This is a genomic window from Nocardia sp. NPDC052112, assembly GCF_040680135.1.
GTDB lineage: Bacteria > Actinomycetota > Actinomycetes > Mycobacteriales > Mycobacteriaceae > Nocardia.
In genome coordinates, this window is record NZ_JBFAWD010000007.1 from 412,873 (window position 1) to 430,352 (window position 17,480).

At 66.1% G+C, this 17,480-nt stretch carries 16 protein-coding genes and 1 pseudogene; 7 read left to right on the plus strand and 10 right to left on the minus strand.

The features are described from left to right. Window positions 1-9 precede the first annotated feature (9 nt). The 4 genes from AB0L58_RS17050 to AB0L58_RS17065 all read right to left on the minus strand — a co-directional run bounded on the left by AB0L58_RS17050 (window position 10) and on the right by AB0L58_RS17065 (window position 4,233). A complete protein-coding gene (locus AB0L58_RS17050; protein ID WP_364387491.1) occupies window positions 10-1,743 on the minus strand; it encodes a non-ribosomal peptide synthetase in 1,734 nt (577 codons plus the stop codon). Between the two features lies 1 nt (window position 1,744). Then, window positions 1,745-2,584, minus strand: coding sequence for a hypothetical protein (locus AB0L58_RS17055; protein WP_364387493.1), 840 nt, complete (start codon window positions 2,582-2,584; stop codon window positions 1,745-1,747). A gap of 194 nt (window positions 2,585-2,778) precedes the next feature. Further along, entirely contained in the window at window positions 2,779-3,402 is a 624-nt protein-coding gene (locus AB0L58_RS17060) for an aldo/keto reductase (RefSeq protein ID WP_364387495.1), read from the minus strand. Window positions 3,403-3,492: 90 nt separating this feature from the next. After that, window positions 3,493-4,233, minus strand: a complete 741-nt coding sequence (locus AB0L58_RS17065; protein ID WP_364387497.1) for an SDR family oxidoreductase — start codon at window positions 4,231-4,233, stop codon at window positions 3,493-3,495. A 208-nt stretch (window positions 4,234-4,441) separates the two neighbouring features. On the opposite strand from AB0L58_RS17065, the pseudogene AB0L58_RS17070 reads away from it, so the two are divergent. Further along, window positions 4,442-4,850 (plus strand): annotated as a pseudogene (locus AB0L58_RS17070) (LLM class flavin-dependent oxidoreductase); the annotation flags it as partial. 129 nt (window positions 4,851-4,979) lie between these two features. Here AB0L58_RS17070 and AB0L58_RS17075 read toward each other — a convergent pair. Further along, a complete protein-coding gene (locus AB0L58_RS17075; RefSeq protein WP_364387499.1) occupies window positions 4,980-6,515 on the minus strand; it encodes a wax ester/triacylglycerol synthase family O-acyltransferase in 1,536 nt (511 codons plus the stop codon). A gap of 648 nt (window positions 6,516-7,163) precedes the next feature. On the opposite strand from AB0L58_RS17075, the gene AB0L58_RS17080 reads away from it, so the two are divergent. After that, window positions 7,164-7,418, plus strand: a complete 255-nt coding sequence (locus tag AB0L58_RS17080) for a hypothetical protein (protein WP_364387501.1) — start codon at window positions 7,164-7,166, stop codon at window positions 7,416-7,418. A gap of 153 nt (window positions 7,419-7,571) precedes the next feature. On the opposite strand, the gene AB0L58_RS17085 is transcribed toward AB0L58_RS17080, so the two are convergent. Beyond that, window positions 7,572-8,276: a class I SAM-dependent methyltransferase gene (locus tag AB0L58_RS17085; protein ID WP_364387503.1), complete on the minus strand. Its 705-nt coding sequence runs from the start codon at window positions 8,274-8,276 to the stop codon at window positions 7,572-7,574. A 146-nt stretch (window positions 8,277-8,422) separates the two neighbouring features. On the opposite strand from AB0L58_RS17085, the gene AB0L58_RS17090 reads away from it, so the two are divergent. Further along, window positions 8,423-9,112: a methyltransferase domain-containing protein gene (locus AB0L58_RS17090; protein ID WP_364387505.1), complete on the plus strand. Its 690-nt coding sequence runs from the start codon at window positions 8,423-8,425 to the stop codon at window positions 9,110-9,112. A 134-nt stretch (window positions 9,113-9,246) separates the two neighbouring features. Here the strand turns inward: AB0L58_RS17090 and AB0L58_RS17095 are convergent, their stop codons facing one another. Together AB0L58_RS17095 and AB0L58_RS17100 are read right to left on the minus strand one after the other, a co-directional pair. Continuing rightward, complete coding sequence (locus AB0L58_RS17095; protein ID WP_364387507.1) at window positions 9,247-11,193, minus strand: glycoside hydrolase family 15 protein; 1,947 nt, start codon at window positions 11,191-11,193, stop codon at window positions 9,247-9,249. Between the two features lie 205 nt (window positions 11,194-11,398). Continuing rightward, entirely contained in the window at window positions 11,399-11,668 is a 270-nt protein-coding gene (locus AB0L58_RS17100; RefSeq protein WP_364387509.1) for a hypothetical protein, read from the minus strand. A gap of 425 nt (window positions 11,669-12,093) precedes the next feature. Between AB0L58_RS17100 and AB0L58_RS17105 the strand changes: the two genes are divergently transcribed. Then, window positions 12,094-12,846, plus strand: coding sequence for a GntR family transcriptional regulator (locus tag AB0L58_RS17105; RefSeq protein WP_364387511.1), 753 nt, complete (start codon window positions 12,094-12,096; stop codon window positions 12,844-12,846). Next, the gene (locus AB0L58_RS17110; RefSeq protein WP_364387513.1) at window positions 12,843-13,574 is read left to right on the plus strand and encodes a cache domain-containing protein; all 732 of its coding nucleotides are present in this window, start codon (window positions 12,843-12,845) and stop codon (window positions 13,572-13,574) included. Before AB0L58_RS17105 ends, AB0L58_RS17110 begins: the two co-directional genes overlap by 4 nt. A gap of 55 nt (window positions 13,575-13,629) precedes the next feature. Here the strand turns inward: AB0L58_RS17110 and AB0L58_RS17115 are convergent, their stop codons facing one another. Further along, window positions 13,630-14,283, minus strand: a complete 654-nt coding sequence (locus tag AB0L58_RS17115; RefSeq protein WP_364387515.1) for a nitroreductase — start codon at window positions 14,281-14,283, stop codon at window positions 13,630-13,632. 71 nt (window positions 14,284-14,354) lie between these two features. After that, window positions 14,355-15,311, minus strand: coding sequence for a LysR family transcriptional regulator (locus AB0L58_RS17120; protein ID WP_364387517.1), 957 nt, complete (start codon window positions 15,309-15,311; stop codon window positions 14,355-14,357). Between the two features lie 64 nt (window positions 15,312-15,375). On the opposite strand from AB0L58_RS17120, the gene AB0L58_RS17125 reads away from it, so the two are divergent. Together AB0L58_RS17125 and AB0L58_RS17130 are read left to right on the plus strand one after the other, a co-directional pair. After that, a complete protein-coding gene (locus tag AB0L58_RS17125) occupies window positions 15,376-16,509 on the plus strand; it encodes an XdhC/CoxI family protein (RefSeq protein ID WP_364387519.1) in 1,134 nt (377 codons plus the stop codon). An 80-nt stretch (window positions 16,510-16,589) separates the two neighbouring features. Continuing rightward, window positions 16,590-17,480: a xanthine dehydrogenase family protein subunit M gene (locus tag AB0L58_RS17130; RefSeq protein WP_364387521.1), complete on the plus strand. Its 891-nt coding sequence runs from the start codon at window positions 16,590-16,592 to the stop codon at window positions 17,478-17,480.

Genomic DNA, 17,480 nt, shown 5'->3' on the forward strand with positions numbered 1-17,480 from the left:
GTCGTCTCCTCACTGCCGGGCCGGGCGGAAGGGGCGATCGAGCAATCTGCGCACGGTCCGGTGGCTCAGCACGTCGGTGAGGGTGAAGTCCACGCCGCTGCGGCGGGCTCGGGTCACCAGGCGTGCGGCGGCGAGGCTGGTGCCGCCGAGGGCGAAGAAATCGTCGTCGACACCGACCGCTTCGAGTTCGAGCAGCTCCGCCATGAGCTCACACACGAGCTGTTCCGTGGGCGTCTGCGGTGCCGTCGACGAATCCGATTGCTGCCCAACGCCTTCCGTTTCTTCGGGCAGTGCGGCGTAGTCGAGCTTGCCGTTCGGGGTGAGGGGAAACGCCTCGAGCAGCACGATGGTCGTCGGGACCAGGTGTCCCGGAAGCCGATCTGCCAGGTAATCCCGCAGCGCGGCCGCGGTCGGCGTGGTGCCCGGTGCCGGTGTCGCGTAGGCGATGAGCGCTGTGCCCGCGGATTCGTCCTCGCGGGCGACCACCGCGGCTTGATCCACGTCGGGGGCGCGGGTGAGCATATCGGCGATTTCGCCCGGCTCGACCCGAAAACCGTTGATGGCCAACTGGTCATCGATCCGTCCCGCGAACTCGAGCAGGTCATCGTCTCGGCGGCGGATACGGTCGCCGCTGCGGTACATCCGAGTGCCGGGCGGCCCGAACGGGTCGGCCACGAAGGCGGCGGCGGTGAGTCCGGGCCTGCGCAGATAGCCGCGCGCGAGTTGTGGCCCGGCGATGTACAACTCACCCTCGCCGACTGGACCGAGTCGGGAATCGAGCAGGTACAGCCGGGTGCCCTGGGTGGCCAGGCCGATGGGGACCGGCCCGGGTTCGAGTGCATCGCCGGGCGCCACCCGGTGCACACAACAGCCCACCGCGGCCTCGGTCGGCCCGTACTCATTGACGACGGTGGCGGTGGGGTTCTCCCGTCGCCAGTCGGCGAGCATCGCACCGGTGAGCGCTTCACCGCCGACGATGAGGTCCGCCGTGGGCGCACAGTGTGGGAATGCGGAGCGCAACAGCGGCAGGTGCGCGGGAGTCACCTTGAGAAAGGTAGGTATGTCATGGATTTCGCCGCGGTCGTCGAGGGATGCGATATCGAGCGTTCCCCCCGCGACCAGCGGACCGAACAGACTTGTCACCGCCATATCGAACGCCGGCGAGGAATGTACTCGCACCACACCGGCGAGGCCCGGATACGACGTCACCGCCCACCGTAAATATGTTGCGAGGGCGCCGTGTTCGATGACGACGCCCTTCGGTTCGCCAGTGGAACCGGACGTATGGATGACGTACGCGGCATCCTGTAGCGCTGGGGCGAGCAGCGGACTGGCGGGCAGATCCTCGTCGTCGGACGCCACGCCCACCGAGACCACGTAAGCTCGTTCGGACAGCCACTGCGGGCTGTGCCGATCGGCCAGAACGAGTTTCGGCTCCGCTGCCCGCAGGAGCGTCTCGGTACGCAGCGGCGGATCGGTCACTGCCAGCGGCAGATAGCTCGCCCCGCTCTTGACGATCGCGAGCAACGCGATGACCAGATCGACGGAATTGTCGAGATACACCCCGACGAGGTGGCCACGGCGCACGCCGTGGCGGTGCAGCGCTCGGGCCTGACGGGTGGAGACATCGTCGAGTTGGCGGTAGCTGAGTCGGCCGTGGGGGTGGACGACAGCGGTGGCGTCGCCGATCAGGCGTACCCGCTCGCGGAACAGTTCTGCGACAGTGGATGTGCCGGTCGCCATGTCATCTCCTACCTTCCGGCTGCATCGCGTTCAGGACCAGGCGTGCGACCTCGGGTGTGCGCAACAGATCGCGGCGGCCGACCGCGGTGGGGATGCGATGCGCGGTGAAACCCGGTTCCCCGTCGTCTTCCACCGAGAGCACGGCGGTCGCCGACGACCACTGCGGTTGCGGTGCCATGGTTGACGCCGCCCGCAGATACGCGGTGTACGAGGCGAACACATCGATCAGCTCGGCGCCGACATCCGGTGCGATGCCGACACGTTCAAAGGCATCGTGCGCGGCGTCGCGATAGAGCGCCAGGAGCCGATCGAGGATGCCGGGAAGATCGCGCGGCCACTCCCGCAGCAGGCTGTTCGCCTCGCCGATGAGGTCATCGCGTTCGGCGGCCGATAGTGGGGACAGCGCGGTCAGGGTGGTGCTCATGTCACGGAACACCGAATCCTTGGTGGGCCGACCGGGATTGAACACCACGGTGGCGGGTCGGCGGCCCTGCTGCTGCGCCACCTCGTCGGCGAGCGCGGAGGCGAATACGCTGCCCGCGCAATAGCCGAGCACCGCATCGATCTCCGCTCCGGCGGCGGCGAGCCGGTCCCACCACCACGCGGTGTAGGCCGCGCCCGAGGCCGTATCGGCGACGTTCGCGGGCGGCTGGGCGGTGAGCCAGACCGTCACCGGTTCGGGCAGCTGCGCCGCGAGTTCGCGAAACCCGGCCTCTCCGCGGCTGCTGAGGTCGAAATCCACTGCCACCACAAGGAATTCGCCGGTACCCGGTCTGAGGTCGATGAAACCAGGTGGGACGATGCCACTGTGTCGGGCGGTTGCCGATGAATCTGACCCCACGTAGACGCTCCGTTGCAGCGAGGGCTGGGTCCCGCAAGTAAACCCGATGGCATCGGTTGCCGACGTCGGTTCGGTATTCCCGATCATGGGGACATATCGAATATCGCTGGCACGCAGGATATTCGGCTGCCAAAGGGTCAGGTAGAGCGTGAATGCGTATGCGCCGCTGGTGATTCCCTGAGACCGGGACGCCTTTATGCGATGCGGTTTTCCGCACTGAGCATCCATGCCTGCTTTTCGACGCGGTGGATGATGTCGTGCAACTGGTCGGCGGTGGACGGGTCTTCGGCATCGACGTCGTCGTGGACTTTCCGCAGCAGCGCGGCGGTGTGGTGCAGTTGTGCGGTGACGGCGTCGACGACGTAGCTGGTGTTTCGTTCGCCGCGGGCACGTTGCAGGATCAGTCGCCCCAGGTCTCGACGGTGTTCGACGAAGCGGGCGCGGTATTCGAGCGCGAAGTCCGGTGTGGTGAGCACCTCGACGAGCAGCCCGGCGATGACGCGGCCGTACGGTCGGCGAGCCACCGGTTGCGTCCACGGCCACAACAGGTTTCGCAGATCCGCACGCAGCGATCCCGTATCGGCCGGGGGTGCAACGCTGGCCCATTGCCGGTAGAGGTCGTTGTCGCGCAGCGCATCACCGACGACGTACTCGGAACGGCCGAAGCCGTATGCGGCCGCGGTATCGATCCGGTTGATCCCGCGGTCGAGTGTGTGCTGAATCGTCGCGGCCGAATCCGCGTCCCGCTGCGGACCCCACCCGAACTCCCACTCGCCGCCGATCGCCCACGCGCCGAAACCGATGCGAGTGATCTGCATGCCGGTGGCCCCCAACTGAGCGGCGGTGGGTGGTGGCCGACCAGGCCTATCCCGGCACGACCCTCTCGCCCTTCATGGACCGGTGCCCGGTCAGACGGCGGTGCGCCCGCCGTCGACCGGCAGGATCGCACCGTAGACGAAGTCCGCCCGGCCCTCGGCCAAGAAGGCGATGGCTTCGGCGATCTCCTCCGGCGTTCCCGGTCGTCCCGCCGGTGTGCTCGCCGCCAGCTCGTCGAGGCCGTTGTATGCCGCGGTGCCCTCGGTACGGGTGGGGCCGGGGCTGACCGCGTTGACCCGTACCCCGCGGGACCCGTACTCGGCAGTCCATGCCTTGGTCAGCAACACCACGGCCGCCTTGCTGGACCCATACAGGCTCGTCCCCGCAACACCGAATTCGGCGGCCATGGTGGTGACGTTGACGATGGCGCCGTGGCCGCGCGCGGCCATCTGCGGGGCGAGTTCGGCCACCAGGAAGAACGGCGCCTTGACATTGATGGCGTACACCGCGTCGAAATCGGCTTCGGTCATCTGCTCCGTCGGACCGGACGGATAGATGCCCGCATTGTTGACCAGCACATCGACCTGGCCGAACCGGGCGACCGTGTCCCGGGCCAGCGCCCGCGCGGATGCCTCGCCCCGCAGGTCCGCCGGGATGAACACTGCGGTTCCACCGAATGCCTCGATCTCGGCGACCACCTGCTCACCGCGCTGCTCATCGCGCCCGGACAATGCCACCCGGGCTCCGCGCCGAGCCAATGTCAGCGCGGTGGCCCGCCCGATTCCGCTGGTGCCGCCGGTTACCAAGGCCGAGAGTCCAGACAGTTCCGACATCACATCTCCCCATTTCGTATTCATCGGATAGATCCGTTCGTCCGGCGTCGGGTACGTCGCCGACACCGCAGTCCGTTCCAACCGAATTCCGCTGCGGGGCATCCCGGTTCACCATCGGCTCTGCCTCTGGCAGCGATAAGCAGATCCGGCAGCGAGCCGGGAAGCCGCCGCGGAATCCAGCGTTGGCAGCAGATGCGGATGCGAAGCCTGGACCGCGCTTGCGTCATGGGGTGAGATCACCAACCGGGTAGAGATCGGCACCCTGGTCACCGGCATCGGCTACCGCAATCCCGACCTGCTCGCCGATGTGGCCCGCACTGTCGATCACATCAGCGGCGGCCGGTTGATCCTCGGACTCGGTTCCGGCTGGTACGAAAAGATTACGCCGTTGACGGCTATGACTACGGCACTCTCGGCTCCCGAATGCGGTTGTTCGAACAAGGCCTCGAACGCATCAGCGACGCCTGCGGCAGCTGCGGCCTGCGCCGGTGCGGCACATCCCGGTTCTCATCGGCCGATCCGGGGAGCGGAAAACGTTGCCGCTGGTCGGGAAGTACGCGGATACCTGGCACAGTGTCCTGGACATCGACAGCTTCCGCCGCAAGAACGACCTCGTCCGCCGACAAGGCCGAACACGACGAGACAGGCATCGACCGTGCGATTGCCTGGCCCGGGAAGGCCGCCACGGCCGACGCCTATGCCGTCGAAGGCGTGGCACAGCGCGAATCGACGGCCAAGGGCGCGCCCTACCTCAACGCCCCCACCGCCTGGCAGCCCTCCGAACCGACGGGCGCACCCACTAGTTCGGTGAGCGCCTCTTGTAGGTAGGTGGCGATGTTCCAGACGTCCGGGATGGTGTCGGTGCAGGCGAGGATGCCGAAGTCGAGGTGGCCGTTATAGGACATGACGGTGATGTTGAGCGGGCCCGACAGGTCGGTGAGTACGGAGATCGGGTAGCTTCCGGCCACCTGAATTCCGCCGGCGTACAACGGTATCTGCGGTCCGGGCACGTTGGAGACGACCATATTGGCCACGGGGAGTGCGGGGGCGGCGACGCGCAGAAGTAGGCGGGTGGCCAGGCCGTGCAGGATCTGCGGTAGGGCCGCGGTGGCGTAGTGCAGCAGAGCCGGTGGCGTGGCTTGGAAGCGGTCCTTGGCGGCGAGCATTGCGGCGTGGGTGAGTTTCATGCGGTGTTGCGGGTCGGATTCGCCGATGGGTAGTTCGCACAACATGATGGAGAACTGGTTGCCCGCGGTCCCGAGTTGCTCGGGGGTGCGCACCGATACCGGGATCGCGGCGACGGCCGGGTCGTCGGCCGGTGCGTCGTGCGCCAGCAGCCAGCGGCGAAATGCGCTGGTGCACAATGTCATTACCACGTCGTTGACGGTGCCGCCGAAGCTGTTCTTGACTTGTTTTACTGCGTCGAGCGATACCGAGACGAAGGCGAAGGACCGCTCGGTGCCATTGGGGCCGTTGCCCGGCAGCGTGGGATTGGCTTTGCGCATGTCGGTGAGGGCGTTCGGCAGCATCGGTCCCAGGCGCAGCGGCAGGCGCGCTCGATCGGCTTGGCGGGTCATCGTGTGTGCGATGCCGCGGCCGAGTATTTCGGCGGGATTGGGTGTTCGTGCCAATCGGAGGCCGTCGGTCGGCGGCGGCACGGGCTGGGACTCGGGCACGATGTCGAAGACCGCGGCCATGACCTCCGCTCCGGACACGCCATCGATGAGTGCGTGGTGCACCTTGGTGTAGATGGCTTGGCGGCCTCCGGCCAACCCCGAGATGAGGTGGCATTCCCACAGCGGTCGACTTCGGTCGAGCGGCTGTGCGTGCAGGCGGGCGGCGAGCTCGGCCAGCGCCTCGTCGGTCGATCCCTCGGGCAGGCGCGTATCGCGCACGTGATATCCGAGGTCGATGGTGTCGCTGTCATCCCAATAGGGGAGGTCGAGACCCAACGGCACGGTGTGCAATCGCCACCTCAGGGGGGCGATCAGATGGAGTCGGCTCGCGATCAACCGGCGCAGTGTCGTGACGTCCAGCGCACCACCTCCGGTGGTTGGCTCCAACAGCGTGACCGACCCGACGTGCAGCAGCATCGTGGGTGATTCGGCATCGAGCAGCAGGACATCGAGCGAGCTGAGTTGCCTGGACGGCGCGCTGTGGGCTGACAGCGGAATTCTTTGCGACGGTGTCGCTCCGGCCGCGGATGTGCAGCTGGCGAGTTGGCCCGGTGTCATGATGCGGGCGTTCAGGTGGCGGTCGGATTGCAGGTCGGCGTGGAACATGAGGTCTCCGCGTTGTCGCTGGGTTCAGGACAGACTGCCGATTCAGTTGAACGGTCGGTGTGATGGTGCCGCGATGCATTGTGGTCTGTCGGCATCCGCGGGGGCTGGGAACCGTTCGGGCCACTCCGCTCTTCCGGTGATGCCGATGTGCGTGTCGAAAACGCGTCATCGAGCTTAATGGTCGGCGGAGTGCTGTCGGCTGCGGTCGTGTGCCCTCTACGTTAATTCTGTGCAAACGCGCACCTACGCCGTATCACAGCGAGTCGAATCCTGTTGGGCCAGAACCAGAAGTTCCGGATATTCACCCGCCGCGAACCGGTCAGATGAGGCAGTTATCGCTGAGCGGCCCACGGTGAGACCCGGTGTGTGGTTCGATCCGATCCGGCGATTCCGGCGATCACCGCCGAGGTGATCGTCCGGATGGTCACCGACGCCATACGCGCAAAGTGCGCTACTACAGCGGCCGCGGCGCGGTCAACTCCACCAGACGGGCGTGCACGCGACCGCCGCGTCGACCAGATCTTGTTTGGTGACGCTGTCGTCGGCGAGCCACGCCTTGATGGCTCCGGCGAAGCTGTGCGCGACGAACTGTGTCGAGTGCTTTATAAATCTGTCAATTAGTGCTCATCCGGCACGAAGGGGATTCCCATGACCTCCCACTCGACGATTTCGCCGCAGGAAGCCGCCGACCGGCTCGCCATCCGAGAACTGATCGACGCGTACGCCCATTGCGCCGATCGCAGAGATGCCAAAGGCCAGTCGGCACTGCGACCGGCGCCGCTGTCCGAACAACGCCGCATCGTGCTCGCGCGCCTTTCCGGCACGATTTCGCCCTCGGTGGCGCGCCTGACCGAGGTCCTGTGCGCCATGGCCGTCGAAACCACCGGGTGTCCGATCTCCTGAAACCCAGTCATCCGGCCCGACTACTGCTGTCCGGAGATCTCGGCGGGTTCGGGCCGCGCGAAACGGCGATCTTTTCCCACCCACAGCGTGTTTGTCGATCGCTGACGGTGCCTCCGTCGGGCGAGCGTGCCCGGCGACCTCACTGTGGCGGAATCAACCCAAGTGGGCGCACAGCAGCCAGGCCGGGACCGATTTGCGGCCGGCCGGCTCGTCGCGGATGCCCTCGAATCGGAACCGCGGGCCGTCCGCAGACAGTCCGATGTCGCCTTCGGGCAGGTAGCCATGGATACGCGCCGGTCTGATCTCATCGACCACCCAGTACTTCTCCACCGCTGCACGAAGCTCGTCGGCGGTGACCGGTGCGGGGCCCGGTACGGGTGCGTCGGGCAGCGCGGCCCGATCGAATACCAGCGCGTAATAGGACGCGCCCGGTGCTGCGGCGCGCACGATCGACTCCTGGTAGCCGGCCCGCGACTCGACCGGTATGGAATGGAACAGCGTGCTGTCGACAATGGTGCCGAAGCGGCCGTCGTAGCCGGTAAAGGAACTGATATCGGCGACCTCGAAGGAGGCGTTGGCCAGGCCGCGTCGGGTGGCCTCGGCACGGGCCAGCTCGATCGCGGTCGGCGACAGATCCAGTCCGACGGTGGTGTAGCCCTGTTCGGCCAGATACAGCGAGATCGCCGCCTCCCCGCATCCGACATCGAGGACATCGCCATGGAATTTGCCCTGCTGGATCAGCGCGGCGAGTTCGGGCTGCGGTTCCCCGATACTCCACGGCGGTTTGACGCCCGGCCCGAATGGGCCGCCGGTGCCTTGGTAGGCAGTTTCGAAGTCGAAATCCTCCGGTCCGGTCATAGCACACAACTATCAGTGCAGTTGATGTCTGTCAACGCCCTCGACGCGGGCGGGATCGGGTCCGATCGGATGCTTTGATCCGCCCGAACTGAGCCGCCACCTCGCCGCTTGACTTCATGTCGACATCAAGTCGCACACTGACGGCCATGTCCACGTTACTTGCCATGCTAGATGCCTTCGACGACCTGCCACAGGTTCGTGACCTGCGGGAACGCTCTTACCAAGCGCTCGGCGACACCGTTGTGGACGTCGGCTGCGGAGGCGGGCGCGCCGTCGGTGAATTGGTCGCCCGTGGCGTGCGGGCCATCGGCATCGACCTGGACCCCGCCATGATCGAGATCGCCATCGAGCGCTGGCCCACCAGCGAATTCCATGTCGCCGACGCCACCGCGCTGCCTCTAGACGACGGCTCGGTCACCGGCTACCGCGCCGACAAGGTCCTGCACGTCCTCGCCGAGCCCGAGCGAGCCGTCATCGAGGCGCGCCGGGTCCTGGCCGGAAACGGCCGAGCGGTGCTCCTCGGCCAAGATTGGGACACATTCGTCATCGACTCCGATGATCCCGAACTCACCCGCGCGCTCGTCCATGCTCGCGCGGACGGTATGCCGAACCCGCGGGTCGCCCGCCGATATCGGAACCTCCTGCTGGACAACGGGTTCACCGACGTCACCGTCGAGGTCCACACGATTGTGCGGACAGACGCCACGTCCCTGCCGATGCTCGCCAATATCGGCGGAGCAGGCGCCTGGCTCGACGACCAGGTGGCCAGGGCACGCGACGATCGGCTCTTCGTCGCCATCCCGATCTTTCTCGCCTCCGGAATTCGCGCCGACTGAGCAGCGGCGTCGAACGTCCACGCGTCGTCCGCTTCGAATGCTCGGTGGGGAGCTGACAGCGGACGCCGTGCACGGCGGACCGCGGCTCCCGACGGCTGCAGAGAATTCGCCGAACCCGGATGAACTCGTCCGGGTCAGCGGTGCATATATCCCAGTGTGAAAGCTGCATCGTCGAGTCGTGGGGCGATGGATTCCCCGCCGAGCGCCTGCCGCAGCACGGCCTGTTCGTCTTGGATGACGTGCATTACGGCGTTGATCAGCGCGAGGTGGGTGAATGCCTGGGGGAAGTTGCCCCAATGCCGACCGGTTCGGGGGTCGATTTCCTCGGCGTAGAGGCCGAGTGGGCTGGCGTAGGCGAGCAGCTTCTCGCACAGCTGTTTGGCTCGCTCTTTTTCGCCGATCTCCGACAGCGCCGAGACCAGCCAGAACGAGCAGATCGTGAAGGCGCCTTCTTCCCCGGTGCAGCCGTCGTCGGTTTCACCGACGCGGTACCGCAATACGAGGTCGTCCTCGGTCAATTCGTCGGCGATGGCCAACACGGTGTTGCGTACCCGATCGTCGTCGGGGGGCAGGAAACGAACCAGCGGGATGAGCAGGGTCGAAGCATCCAGCGCCGTGCTGCCGTAGTACTGGGTGAACACCTGCCGGGAGTCGACCGCATGAGCGCAGATATCGGCGTGGATTTCGTCCGCGGCGTGTTGCCAGCGATGCGCGCGTTCGAAGTCCTGGTGGATGCGGGCCAGCCGGGCACCGCGATCGGCGGCAACCCAGCACATCACCTTGCTGGAGGTGAAGTGTTGGGGCTCCCCGCGTACTTCCCATATGCCGTGGTCGGGCTTGCGCCAGTGGGTGAGGGCGCTTTTGACCGCCCGGCTCAGCACCAGCCAGGCTCGCGCGTCGATTTGGTCTTGGTTGCGGGCGTAGAGATATACCGCGTCCAGCGCGGCGCCCCACACATCGTGCTGGCGTTGCCGGTACGCGTCGTTGCCGATGCGCACGGGACCGGCATTTTCGTAGCCGCGCAGGTGGGTGAGGGTCTGCTCGGTGAGGTCGCTTTCACCGCCGATGCCGTAGACGATCTGCATGTCCCGGACGTCTTCGGTCAAGTTGACGATGTAGGAGAAGAAATCGTTCGCCTCCCAGCTGAAGCCCAGTGTGTACAGGCCCCACAGCGCGAAGGCGGAGTCGCGTATCCACGAGTAGCGATAGTCCCAATTGCGTTGTCCGCCTGGGGTTTCGGGCAATGATGTGGTGGCAGCGGCGCTGATGGCGCCGGTGGGTGCGAAGGTCAGTCCCTTGAGGGTCAGCGCGCTGCGGGTCAGCTGGGCGGCCCACGGATGGTCCGGAAATCGTCCGCCGGCCAGCCAGTGCCGCCAATGGTGGATTGTCTGCAGCAGCCGTTCGTCGGCCTCTTCGATAGCGCGGGGCGCGTCGCAGCTACCCCAGGAGAGTGCGCAGAAGCGTGTGTCACCCGCCTTCAGCAGCGTGCGCGCAAGCGCGTGCGTACCTTCCAGCCCCAAGCGCATGTCCGTGCTGAGTGTCAGTTGCAGATCGTTCCCGTCGGCGCCGGCCTGCGCGAGGTGGTAACTGTCGAGGTACTCCCAATGAGCGCGCCGCCTGCCGTAGTCGAAGGACGGCTGGCAGTCGAGTCCGAACTGGATTTGCCCGGTCTCGCAGTGCACCGTGCGCAGCAAAATGTGCTCGGCATCGTAGTCGGTGGGAGTTCGACGATGGGCGCTACGGCCGGGCGTATGGTGTCGCCAGGGGCCGACCAGCAGCACATCGCGAACCGTCGCCCACCCTTCGCCGCTGCGCCAACTCGTCTCCATGACCATCGTGCCGGGGACGTAGCGGCGATCGGTGGGCACCGTCAAATCGGCCGGGGCGAATCGAAACGAACCGGCGGCACGATCGAGTATGGCTGCGAAGACACTGGGGGAGTCCATGCGAGGCAGACACATCCACTCGATGGCTCCGCTGGGGGCGATGAGTGCGGTGACCTCGCAGTCGGAAATGAAACCGTAGTCGTCGATGCGCGGAAACGCCGTGAGCCGCGGTGTGTTTTCGATGTCGTCGTCCATGTGCTGCTCCCTCGTCGTCTCGGCGCTGAAATCCGGCCGGATACTCCACGCGATTGCCTGGTGAACCGCCTTCCTTCTCGACCGAACGGGGAGCGAGGTCGGTGACGTGAGTGTTATGGCGCTTCCGAATAGCCCACCACTTACTCGGTCGTATCGGCAAGTCCGGAATTTGCTACGACGTGATGGGCGAGGGGGAGTGGCGTTGTTATGCCATTACGTGCTTTCTGGCCGCGAGGGGCAGCGGCGGAATGAGTTTCGTCCAGAATTCGTGGCGGACCGCATCCCACAGCCTCGCCAGTTCCGGAAAAAGTTCTCGTGCCCGCACGAGATCCGGATAGTTGCTCGGGCAGAAGGACGCTATCTGCGAAGCGTCGGATGCCTTGTTCACGGCGACAATTGCGATCAGATGATGCTGAACCAGGCGCCACGTCACGCAGAATCCGTCGACTTCCGTTCGGCGAAGATCCTCATCCATCTTCGATCCCCCGTCTTCGCACGCTTACCTCGTGCATATGGCGACCGCTGTGAACCGGCCGCGGTCGGCTGTGCGCCACCACCTCGGCTGGCAACTCGGCGCGGCCATGGGTGCGCTGCCGGAGGTGCTCCCTGGGCCAGGTCGGATTCTCGGACATGGGGAAATCCTGATTCGATCATGACGTCGATGCGTCAGGGCGTCGGGTGGGGCAATTCACATGGCCTTTAACATAAGATATTAGAGTTCATAGTTCAAGAGGGCGTCGGTAAAGATCGCATCAAGCCGCGCCGTCCCTTCCGGCGCGCGCCTCGCTGGCCGATTATTCGGCGAAGTACGGCGGCCGGATAGCGGATCTCATCTAACTTTATAGTTCATATTTCAATTGACTAGAATCGTGGTACGTCCCCGCCACCCAAGGAGTCGTGTTGTCCCAGCAGCAGAGGGTCGGATTGACTGCGCTCGGCGCCGTGCTGTCACCGCTCGAGGGCTGCGGTCCCAAAACCGATGCCGTGGTGCAGCGGCTGTCCGCGGCAATCAGTCTCGGTGTAATGGCCGACGGCCAGCAGTTGCCGAGTGAGACCGATCTCGCCAACCAGTTGGGTGTATCGACGATGACTCTGCGCGAGGCGCTGGTCGTACTTCGGCAGCAGGGTATCGTCCACACCAAGCGAGGGCGCGGTGGCGGTAGCTTCATCAGCGCTTCGGCGGAGGTCTTCGAGAACACCTCGCTGGCGCGGTTGCAACAGATGAGCATCCAGGAACTGCGCGATCTGGGGGACGAGCACTTCGCCGTCGCCGGCGCGGTCGCGGTGTTCGCCGCGCGCCGCGGGTTGCAGGCCGATATAGCCCGGCTCAGGGCCCTGACCGACCGGCTGAAGGACAGCACCGACCTCGTCTCGGCGCGCCGGGCCGACAGCCGCTTTCATATCGAGATGGCGGTGTGCGCGCAATCCACCCGGCTGACCCGCGCCGAGGTCGGGCTACAGGCCGAGCTCTCGGCCCTGCTCTGGCTGCCGCGGCTGGAACTGGACCCGGCGGCCGAGGCGACCGTTCATTGTGATCTGGTGGACGCGATCGAACGAGAAGACGATGCCAGGGCGAGAGAGCTGGCAGAATCGCAGACGGAATCACGCATCCGCCGCCTCGTCGCCTTACGCTTGGAGCTCAGTGATCGATGAGGGATATCGATAACGTTCCGACCAGGGCGACCATCGAGTCGCTCGTTGATTCCGTCACAAAACTGGCCGAAGAGATCTATCTGTCGCTGACAACCATCGGGACCGCGCTGGCCCTCCTCTGGGAGGGGCTCACCGAGAAGCCGGGCTTCGGTCCCCGGTCGGCTGATCTGGCACCGCTGCGCCAGACCATTCTCGGCGAGCTCGAGCGGCGCGGAAAGCTGTTCAACGGAGCCGGCGTCGTGATGGCCGACGGCGTTCTCGCCGATCGCCCGCGACTCCTGGATTGGTGGCTTCCGGACGGGCAGCGCCTGATCCTGGAATTGAATCCCGATAGTGAATACTTCTACGACTACACCAAAATGGACTGGTTCACGGTTCCCCGCGACCAGGGTCGGCGTTGGGTACAGGGGCCGCACCTCGATTACGCGTGCACGGACGAGTACGTGTGCACATTCGCGATACCGGTGACGATCACGTCGGGAACTTTTCTCGGAATCGCCGGTGCCGACGTCCCGGTTGCCGCGATCGAGGAGGCCTTGCTACCGCGATTTCAGGCATTCGGTCAGCGGGTTGTGCTGGTCAATAACCAAGGCCGCGTCATCATCGGAACCGATCCCGAATTCATAACCGGATCCAAGACGAGCCGGATGGACAGATCCGCTGCGGCAGTCCCGGTCGAGGCGGTGCCTTGGACGTTGCGGCCGCTGGGACCCACGACACCCCGTTGAGCCTTTCCGGATAGCGAGGTCCCGGTATGCGCGGGTACCGAGCTGTGCCTCTCGATCAGGCATCGTGGAATACCACATTCTCATCGATGGCGCGGCGGCTGATGCGGAGATCGTTTGCGGGGAAGGACGGGTCGGGGTAGCCGACCGCCAGACCACACAGGATCGAAAGCTCCGTGGGGATAGCCAGCTGTGCATGCACGATCTCGGGATAACCCGCGATCGAGACCTGGACGCAGGTTCCCAGGCCGCGTGCTGTCAAGGCCAGCAGCAGTGTTTGCAGAAACATCCCGACGCCGAGGCAATCGACACTGCCGAGGTCGCGGTGCATGCACACGATCCCGGCCAACGGCGCGCGGAAGAACTCCCAGTTGCGCAGCACCGCCTCCCGTCTGGCCTCGGTGTCTTCGCGAGCGATACCCATCGACCCATAGACCTGGGCGCCCAGTTCCCGGCGCAGGTGAGCGAACGCATGGGGCAGCGGCGGAATTTTGGGTGGCCGGCTGCGAGCCTCGTGTAGCAAGGCGGTCACGAGACGGTCCCGGACGGCGCCGGACGCGAATACCATCTGCCACGGCTGGAGATTGGAGTTCGACGGCGCACGGACAGCAAGGGCGAGCGCCTCATCGACCAAACTTCTCGGCACTGGCCGATCAGGCAAGAACATTCGCGTCGAATGGCGCTCCCTGATCACTTCCTCGAGGTCGAACATGAGCTTGTCTCCCAACTTGGCTACGGATGGCGGTCAGTTCGCCGATGGTCTCCGTGGACCGAGTTCCGTGTTCAACTCCATAGCGTCACATGCACTTTCGGGCGGAACCGGGTGACGCCGACCCCGGACCCGCGAATCATCGCCTGGATGCATCGCGGGGTGACAATGAAGCGCAGCAGTTCAGACACTGCGGGCTGGCGGGTGTCGGGTGGCAGAGTGGTCGCGCACCACTCATCGGATACCTGCAGCCCGGCTCCCTTGATGTGGCTCAACCGACCGGCCGCGAGGTCGGAGGAGACGGCGAAGCCGATCGTCAGGGTGATCCCCCCGACCCGCCGGACCTCTTCCAGGGCGGCGGCGTCGCTCTGGAAGATCCGCTGGTGTGATTCGGGAATGGCCAACTCGCGCAGCATCGTCGCGATATGCCCGCCGACACTCCCGGCGCCGGGGCCCAGCATCCACTGCTGCTCCCGCAGCAGCGCCGGATGCGGTGCGACCTCCGCCAGCGGGCTGTCGGGCCGCGCGACCGCAATGATCTGGTACTTCAGGAACGGCCGGGTGCTGATGGTTGTGGCGGTGTCGTCCTGTCCGGGCCCCAGTGCGATGTCCACCGCACGGCTCTCGATCAAGCCGCGGAACTGGCTGGTGGGATGAACACTCAACTCGACCGACAGATCCTTGGCCCGCGCCGCGAACAGGTCGATGAGGCCGGGCGCGGCATGTTCGGCGAATGCGCTCGATGCCGCGATGCGGAGCAGGCGTCGGCCGTGCGCTGCCTCGCTCACCTCGATGGCGGTCTGGCGCTGCAGTCCGAGAATCTCGATTGCTCGGCTGGCCAGGCGCAACCCACCGGGCGTGAAGGCCAGACCGGAGGCCGTCCGGGTGAACAGCGGGTCGTCGAGCTCTTTGCGCAGCTGGGCGATGTGCGTCGAGACACCGGCGTCCGACATCCCCAGCTCTCTGGCCGCCGCGTGGACGGAGCCGAGCCGCACCACGGTCGAGTAGGCCCGAAGCTGGGCGGGCGTCACAATCCGAGTCTAGGTTGGAGGTGGACGCGATGCCTACAGCCGCATCGCGCCCGGAGGACGCACCATGCAGGACGTGCTCACGGATCTGATGACAACCTGGAACGCCGGGGGCACGGCTGGGGTCGCGACAGTCGTGCGGACCTTCCGTTCGGCGCCGCGACCGCCCGGCGCGGCCATGGTCGTCGGCCCGGACGGGGCGGTCGGCGGTTCGGTTTCCGGTGGCTGCGTCGAAGGCGCGGTCTATGAACTCGCCACCGACGTCATCCAGACCGGTCGTCCGGTGTTGGAGCGGTTCGGCTTCTCCGACGACGACGCCTTCGCCGTCGGCCTCACCTGCGGCGGCATCATCGACATTTTCGTCGAGGCGGTCTCGCGGGAAACGTTTCCGGAACTCGGCTCGGTCGCCGCGGACATCGCCGCCGACCGGCCGGTCGCGATCGCGACCGTCATCGAGCACCCGGACGCCATCCGGGTAGGGCGACGCCTGCTGATTCGGCCGGACACCGCGCATGGCACCTTGGGGTCGGCGCGCGCCGACGATGCGGTGATCGATGACGCGCGTGGGCTGCTCGCGACGGGCCGCAGCGAGGTGTTGTCCTACGGTCCGGACGGGCAGCGACGCGGTGTGGGCATGGCGGTTTTCGTCACCAGCTATGCCAGGCAGCCGCGGATGCTGGTGTTCGGGGCGATTGATTTCGCCGCCGCCGTCGCACAGCAGGGATCGTTCCTCGGCTACCGGGTGACGGTATGCGACGCGCGGCCGGTCTTCGCCACCTCCGCCCGGTTCCCGACCGCCGATGAGGTCGTCGTCGACTGGCCGCACCGCTACCTGGCCGCGCAGATCGCGGCAGGCGCGATCGATTCGCAGACCGTCGTCTGCGTGCTGACCCACGATCCCAAGTTCGACGTGCCGCTGCTCGAGGTGGCCCTGCGCGCGCCGCACATCGGCTACGTCGGCGCTATGGGGTCGCGCCGTACGCACGACGAGCGGCTGGTCCGGCTGCGACAGGCGGGCCTCACCGTCAAGCAACTCGCGCGGCTCGCCAGCCCGATCGGGTTGGATCTGGGCGGCCGGACACCCGAAGAGACGGCGGTGTCCATTGCGGCCGAGATCATCGCGCGACGCTGGGGCGGACACGGCCGCTCCCTGACGCGGACCGGCGGCCGCATTCACCACAAGGCGCAAACCGCGACTTAAGTGATTGCTTAACTCGGTCTTGACGATCGCATCAGTCGGGCAGAGGCTGAGTTTCTTCCCATTGATGTGAGGTAGATCACATGCAGGTTCCCGGGCCATTCGAATACGAGCGCGCAACGGGCGTGGATCACGCCATCGGACTACTGGACCGGCTCGGCGCGGAGGCGCGCATCGTCGCGGGCGGGCACAGCCTGCTACCGATGATGAAACTGCGTCTGGCCAATCCGGAATATCTCATCGACATCAACGACCTGGCCGCCGAACTCGGCTACATCGTCACCGATCCGACCCTGGTGCGCATCGGCGCGATGGTCCGGCATCGGCATCTGCTCGAGTCCGACGATCTGGCCGCGGTATGCCCGATCTTCCGCGATGCCGAGCGCGTGATCGCCGATCCGGTCGTGCGCAATCGCGGCACGATAGGCGGCTCGCTGTGCCAGGCCGATCCCGCCGAAGATCTCAGCACGGTCTGCATGGTCCTCGGCGCCACCTGCCTGGTGCGCGGACCGTCCGGCGATCGGGAGATCGCGATGGACGAGTTCCTGGTCGGTCCGTACGAAACCGCCATGTCGCACAACGAACTCCTGATCGAGATCCGAATTCCGGTGCGGCATCGGACCTCGAGTGCCTACGCGAAGGTGGAGCGTCGGGTCGGCGATTGGGCGATCGCGGCGGCAGGCGCGGCCATGACACTGCACGGCGAGACGATAGCGGCCGCACGGATCGGTCTGACGGCGGTCAACCCCGATCCGTCGGCGCTGGCCGCCGCCGCGGCCGCACTAATCGGTGCACCGCCCACCGAAGACGTTTTCGCGGAGGCGGGCCGCCGGGCGAGCGCGGCGTGCTCACCTGTCTCCGATGCGCGCGGTAGCGCGGACTACAAGCTCCATCTCGCGTCCGAACTGACGATTCGCGCGTTGCGCACCGCGGTCGAGCGCGTACTGAACGAATCTGCGCTGGAAGGGAATTAG

Bases quoted from the DNA above. Each gene is read 5' to 3' on its own strand.
- AB0L58_RS17050 (WP_364387491.1), bottom strand. From the start codon at position 1,743: ATGGCGACCGGCACATCCACTGTCGCAGAACTGTTCCGCGAGCGGGTA.
- AB0L58_RS17060 (WP_364387495.1), bottom strand. From the start codon at position 3,402: ATGCAGATCACTCGCATCGGTTTCGGCGCGTGGGCGATCGGCGGCGAG.
- AB0L58_RS17065 (WP_364387497.1), bottom strand. From the start codon at position 4,233: ATGTCGGAACTGTCTGGACTCTCGGCCTTGGTAACCGGCGGCACCAGC.
- AB0L58_RS17075 (WP_364387499.1), bottom strand. From the start codon at position 6,515: ATGTTCCACGCCGACCTGCAATCCGACCGCCACCTGAACGCCCGCATC.
- AB0L58_RS17080 (WP_364387501.1), top strand. From the start codon at position 7,164: ATGACCTCCCACTCGACGATTTCGCCGCAGGAAGCCGCCGACCGGCTC.
- AB0L58_RS17085 (WP_364387503.1), bottom strand. From the start codon at position 8,276: ATGACCGGACCGGAGGATTTCGACTTCGAAACTGCCTACCAAGGCACC.
- AB0L58_RS17090 (WP_364387505.1), top strand. From the start codon at position 8,423: ATGTCCACGTTACTTGCCATGCTAGATGCCTTCGACGACCTGCCACAG.
- AB0L58_RS17095 (WP_364387507.1), bottom strand. From the start codon at position 11,193: ATGGACGACGACATCGAAAACACACCGCGGCTCACGGCGTTTCCGCGC.
- AB0L58_RS17100 (WP_364387509.1), bottom strand. From the start codon at position 11,668: ATGGATGAGGATCTTCGCCGAACGGAAGTCGACGGATTCTGCGTGACG.
- AB0L58_RS17110 (WP_364387513.1), top strand. From the start codon at position 12,843: ATGAGGGATATCGATAACGTTCCGACCAGGGCGACCATCGAGTCGCTC.
- AB0L58_RS17115 (WP_364387515.1), bottom strand. From the start codon at position 14,283: ATGTTCGACCTCGAGGAAGTGATCAGGGAGCGCCATTCGACGCGAATG.
- AB0L58_RS17125 (WP_364387519.1), top strand. From the start codon at position 15,376: ATGCAGGACGTGCTCACGGATCTGATGACAACCTGGAACGCCGGGGGC.
- AB0L58_RS17130 (WP_364387521.1), top strand. From the start codon at position 16,590: ATGCAGGTTCCCGGGCCATTCGAATACGAGCGCGCAACGGGCGTGGAT.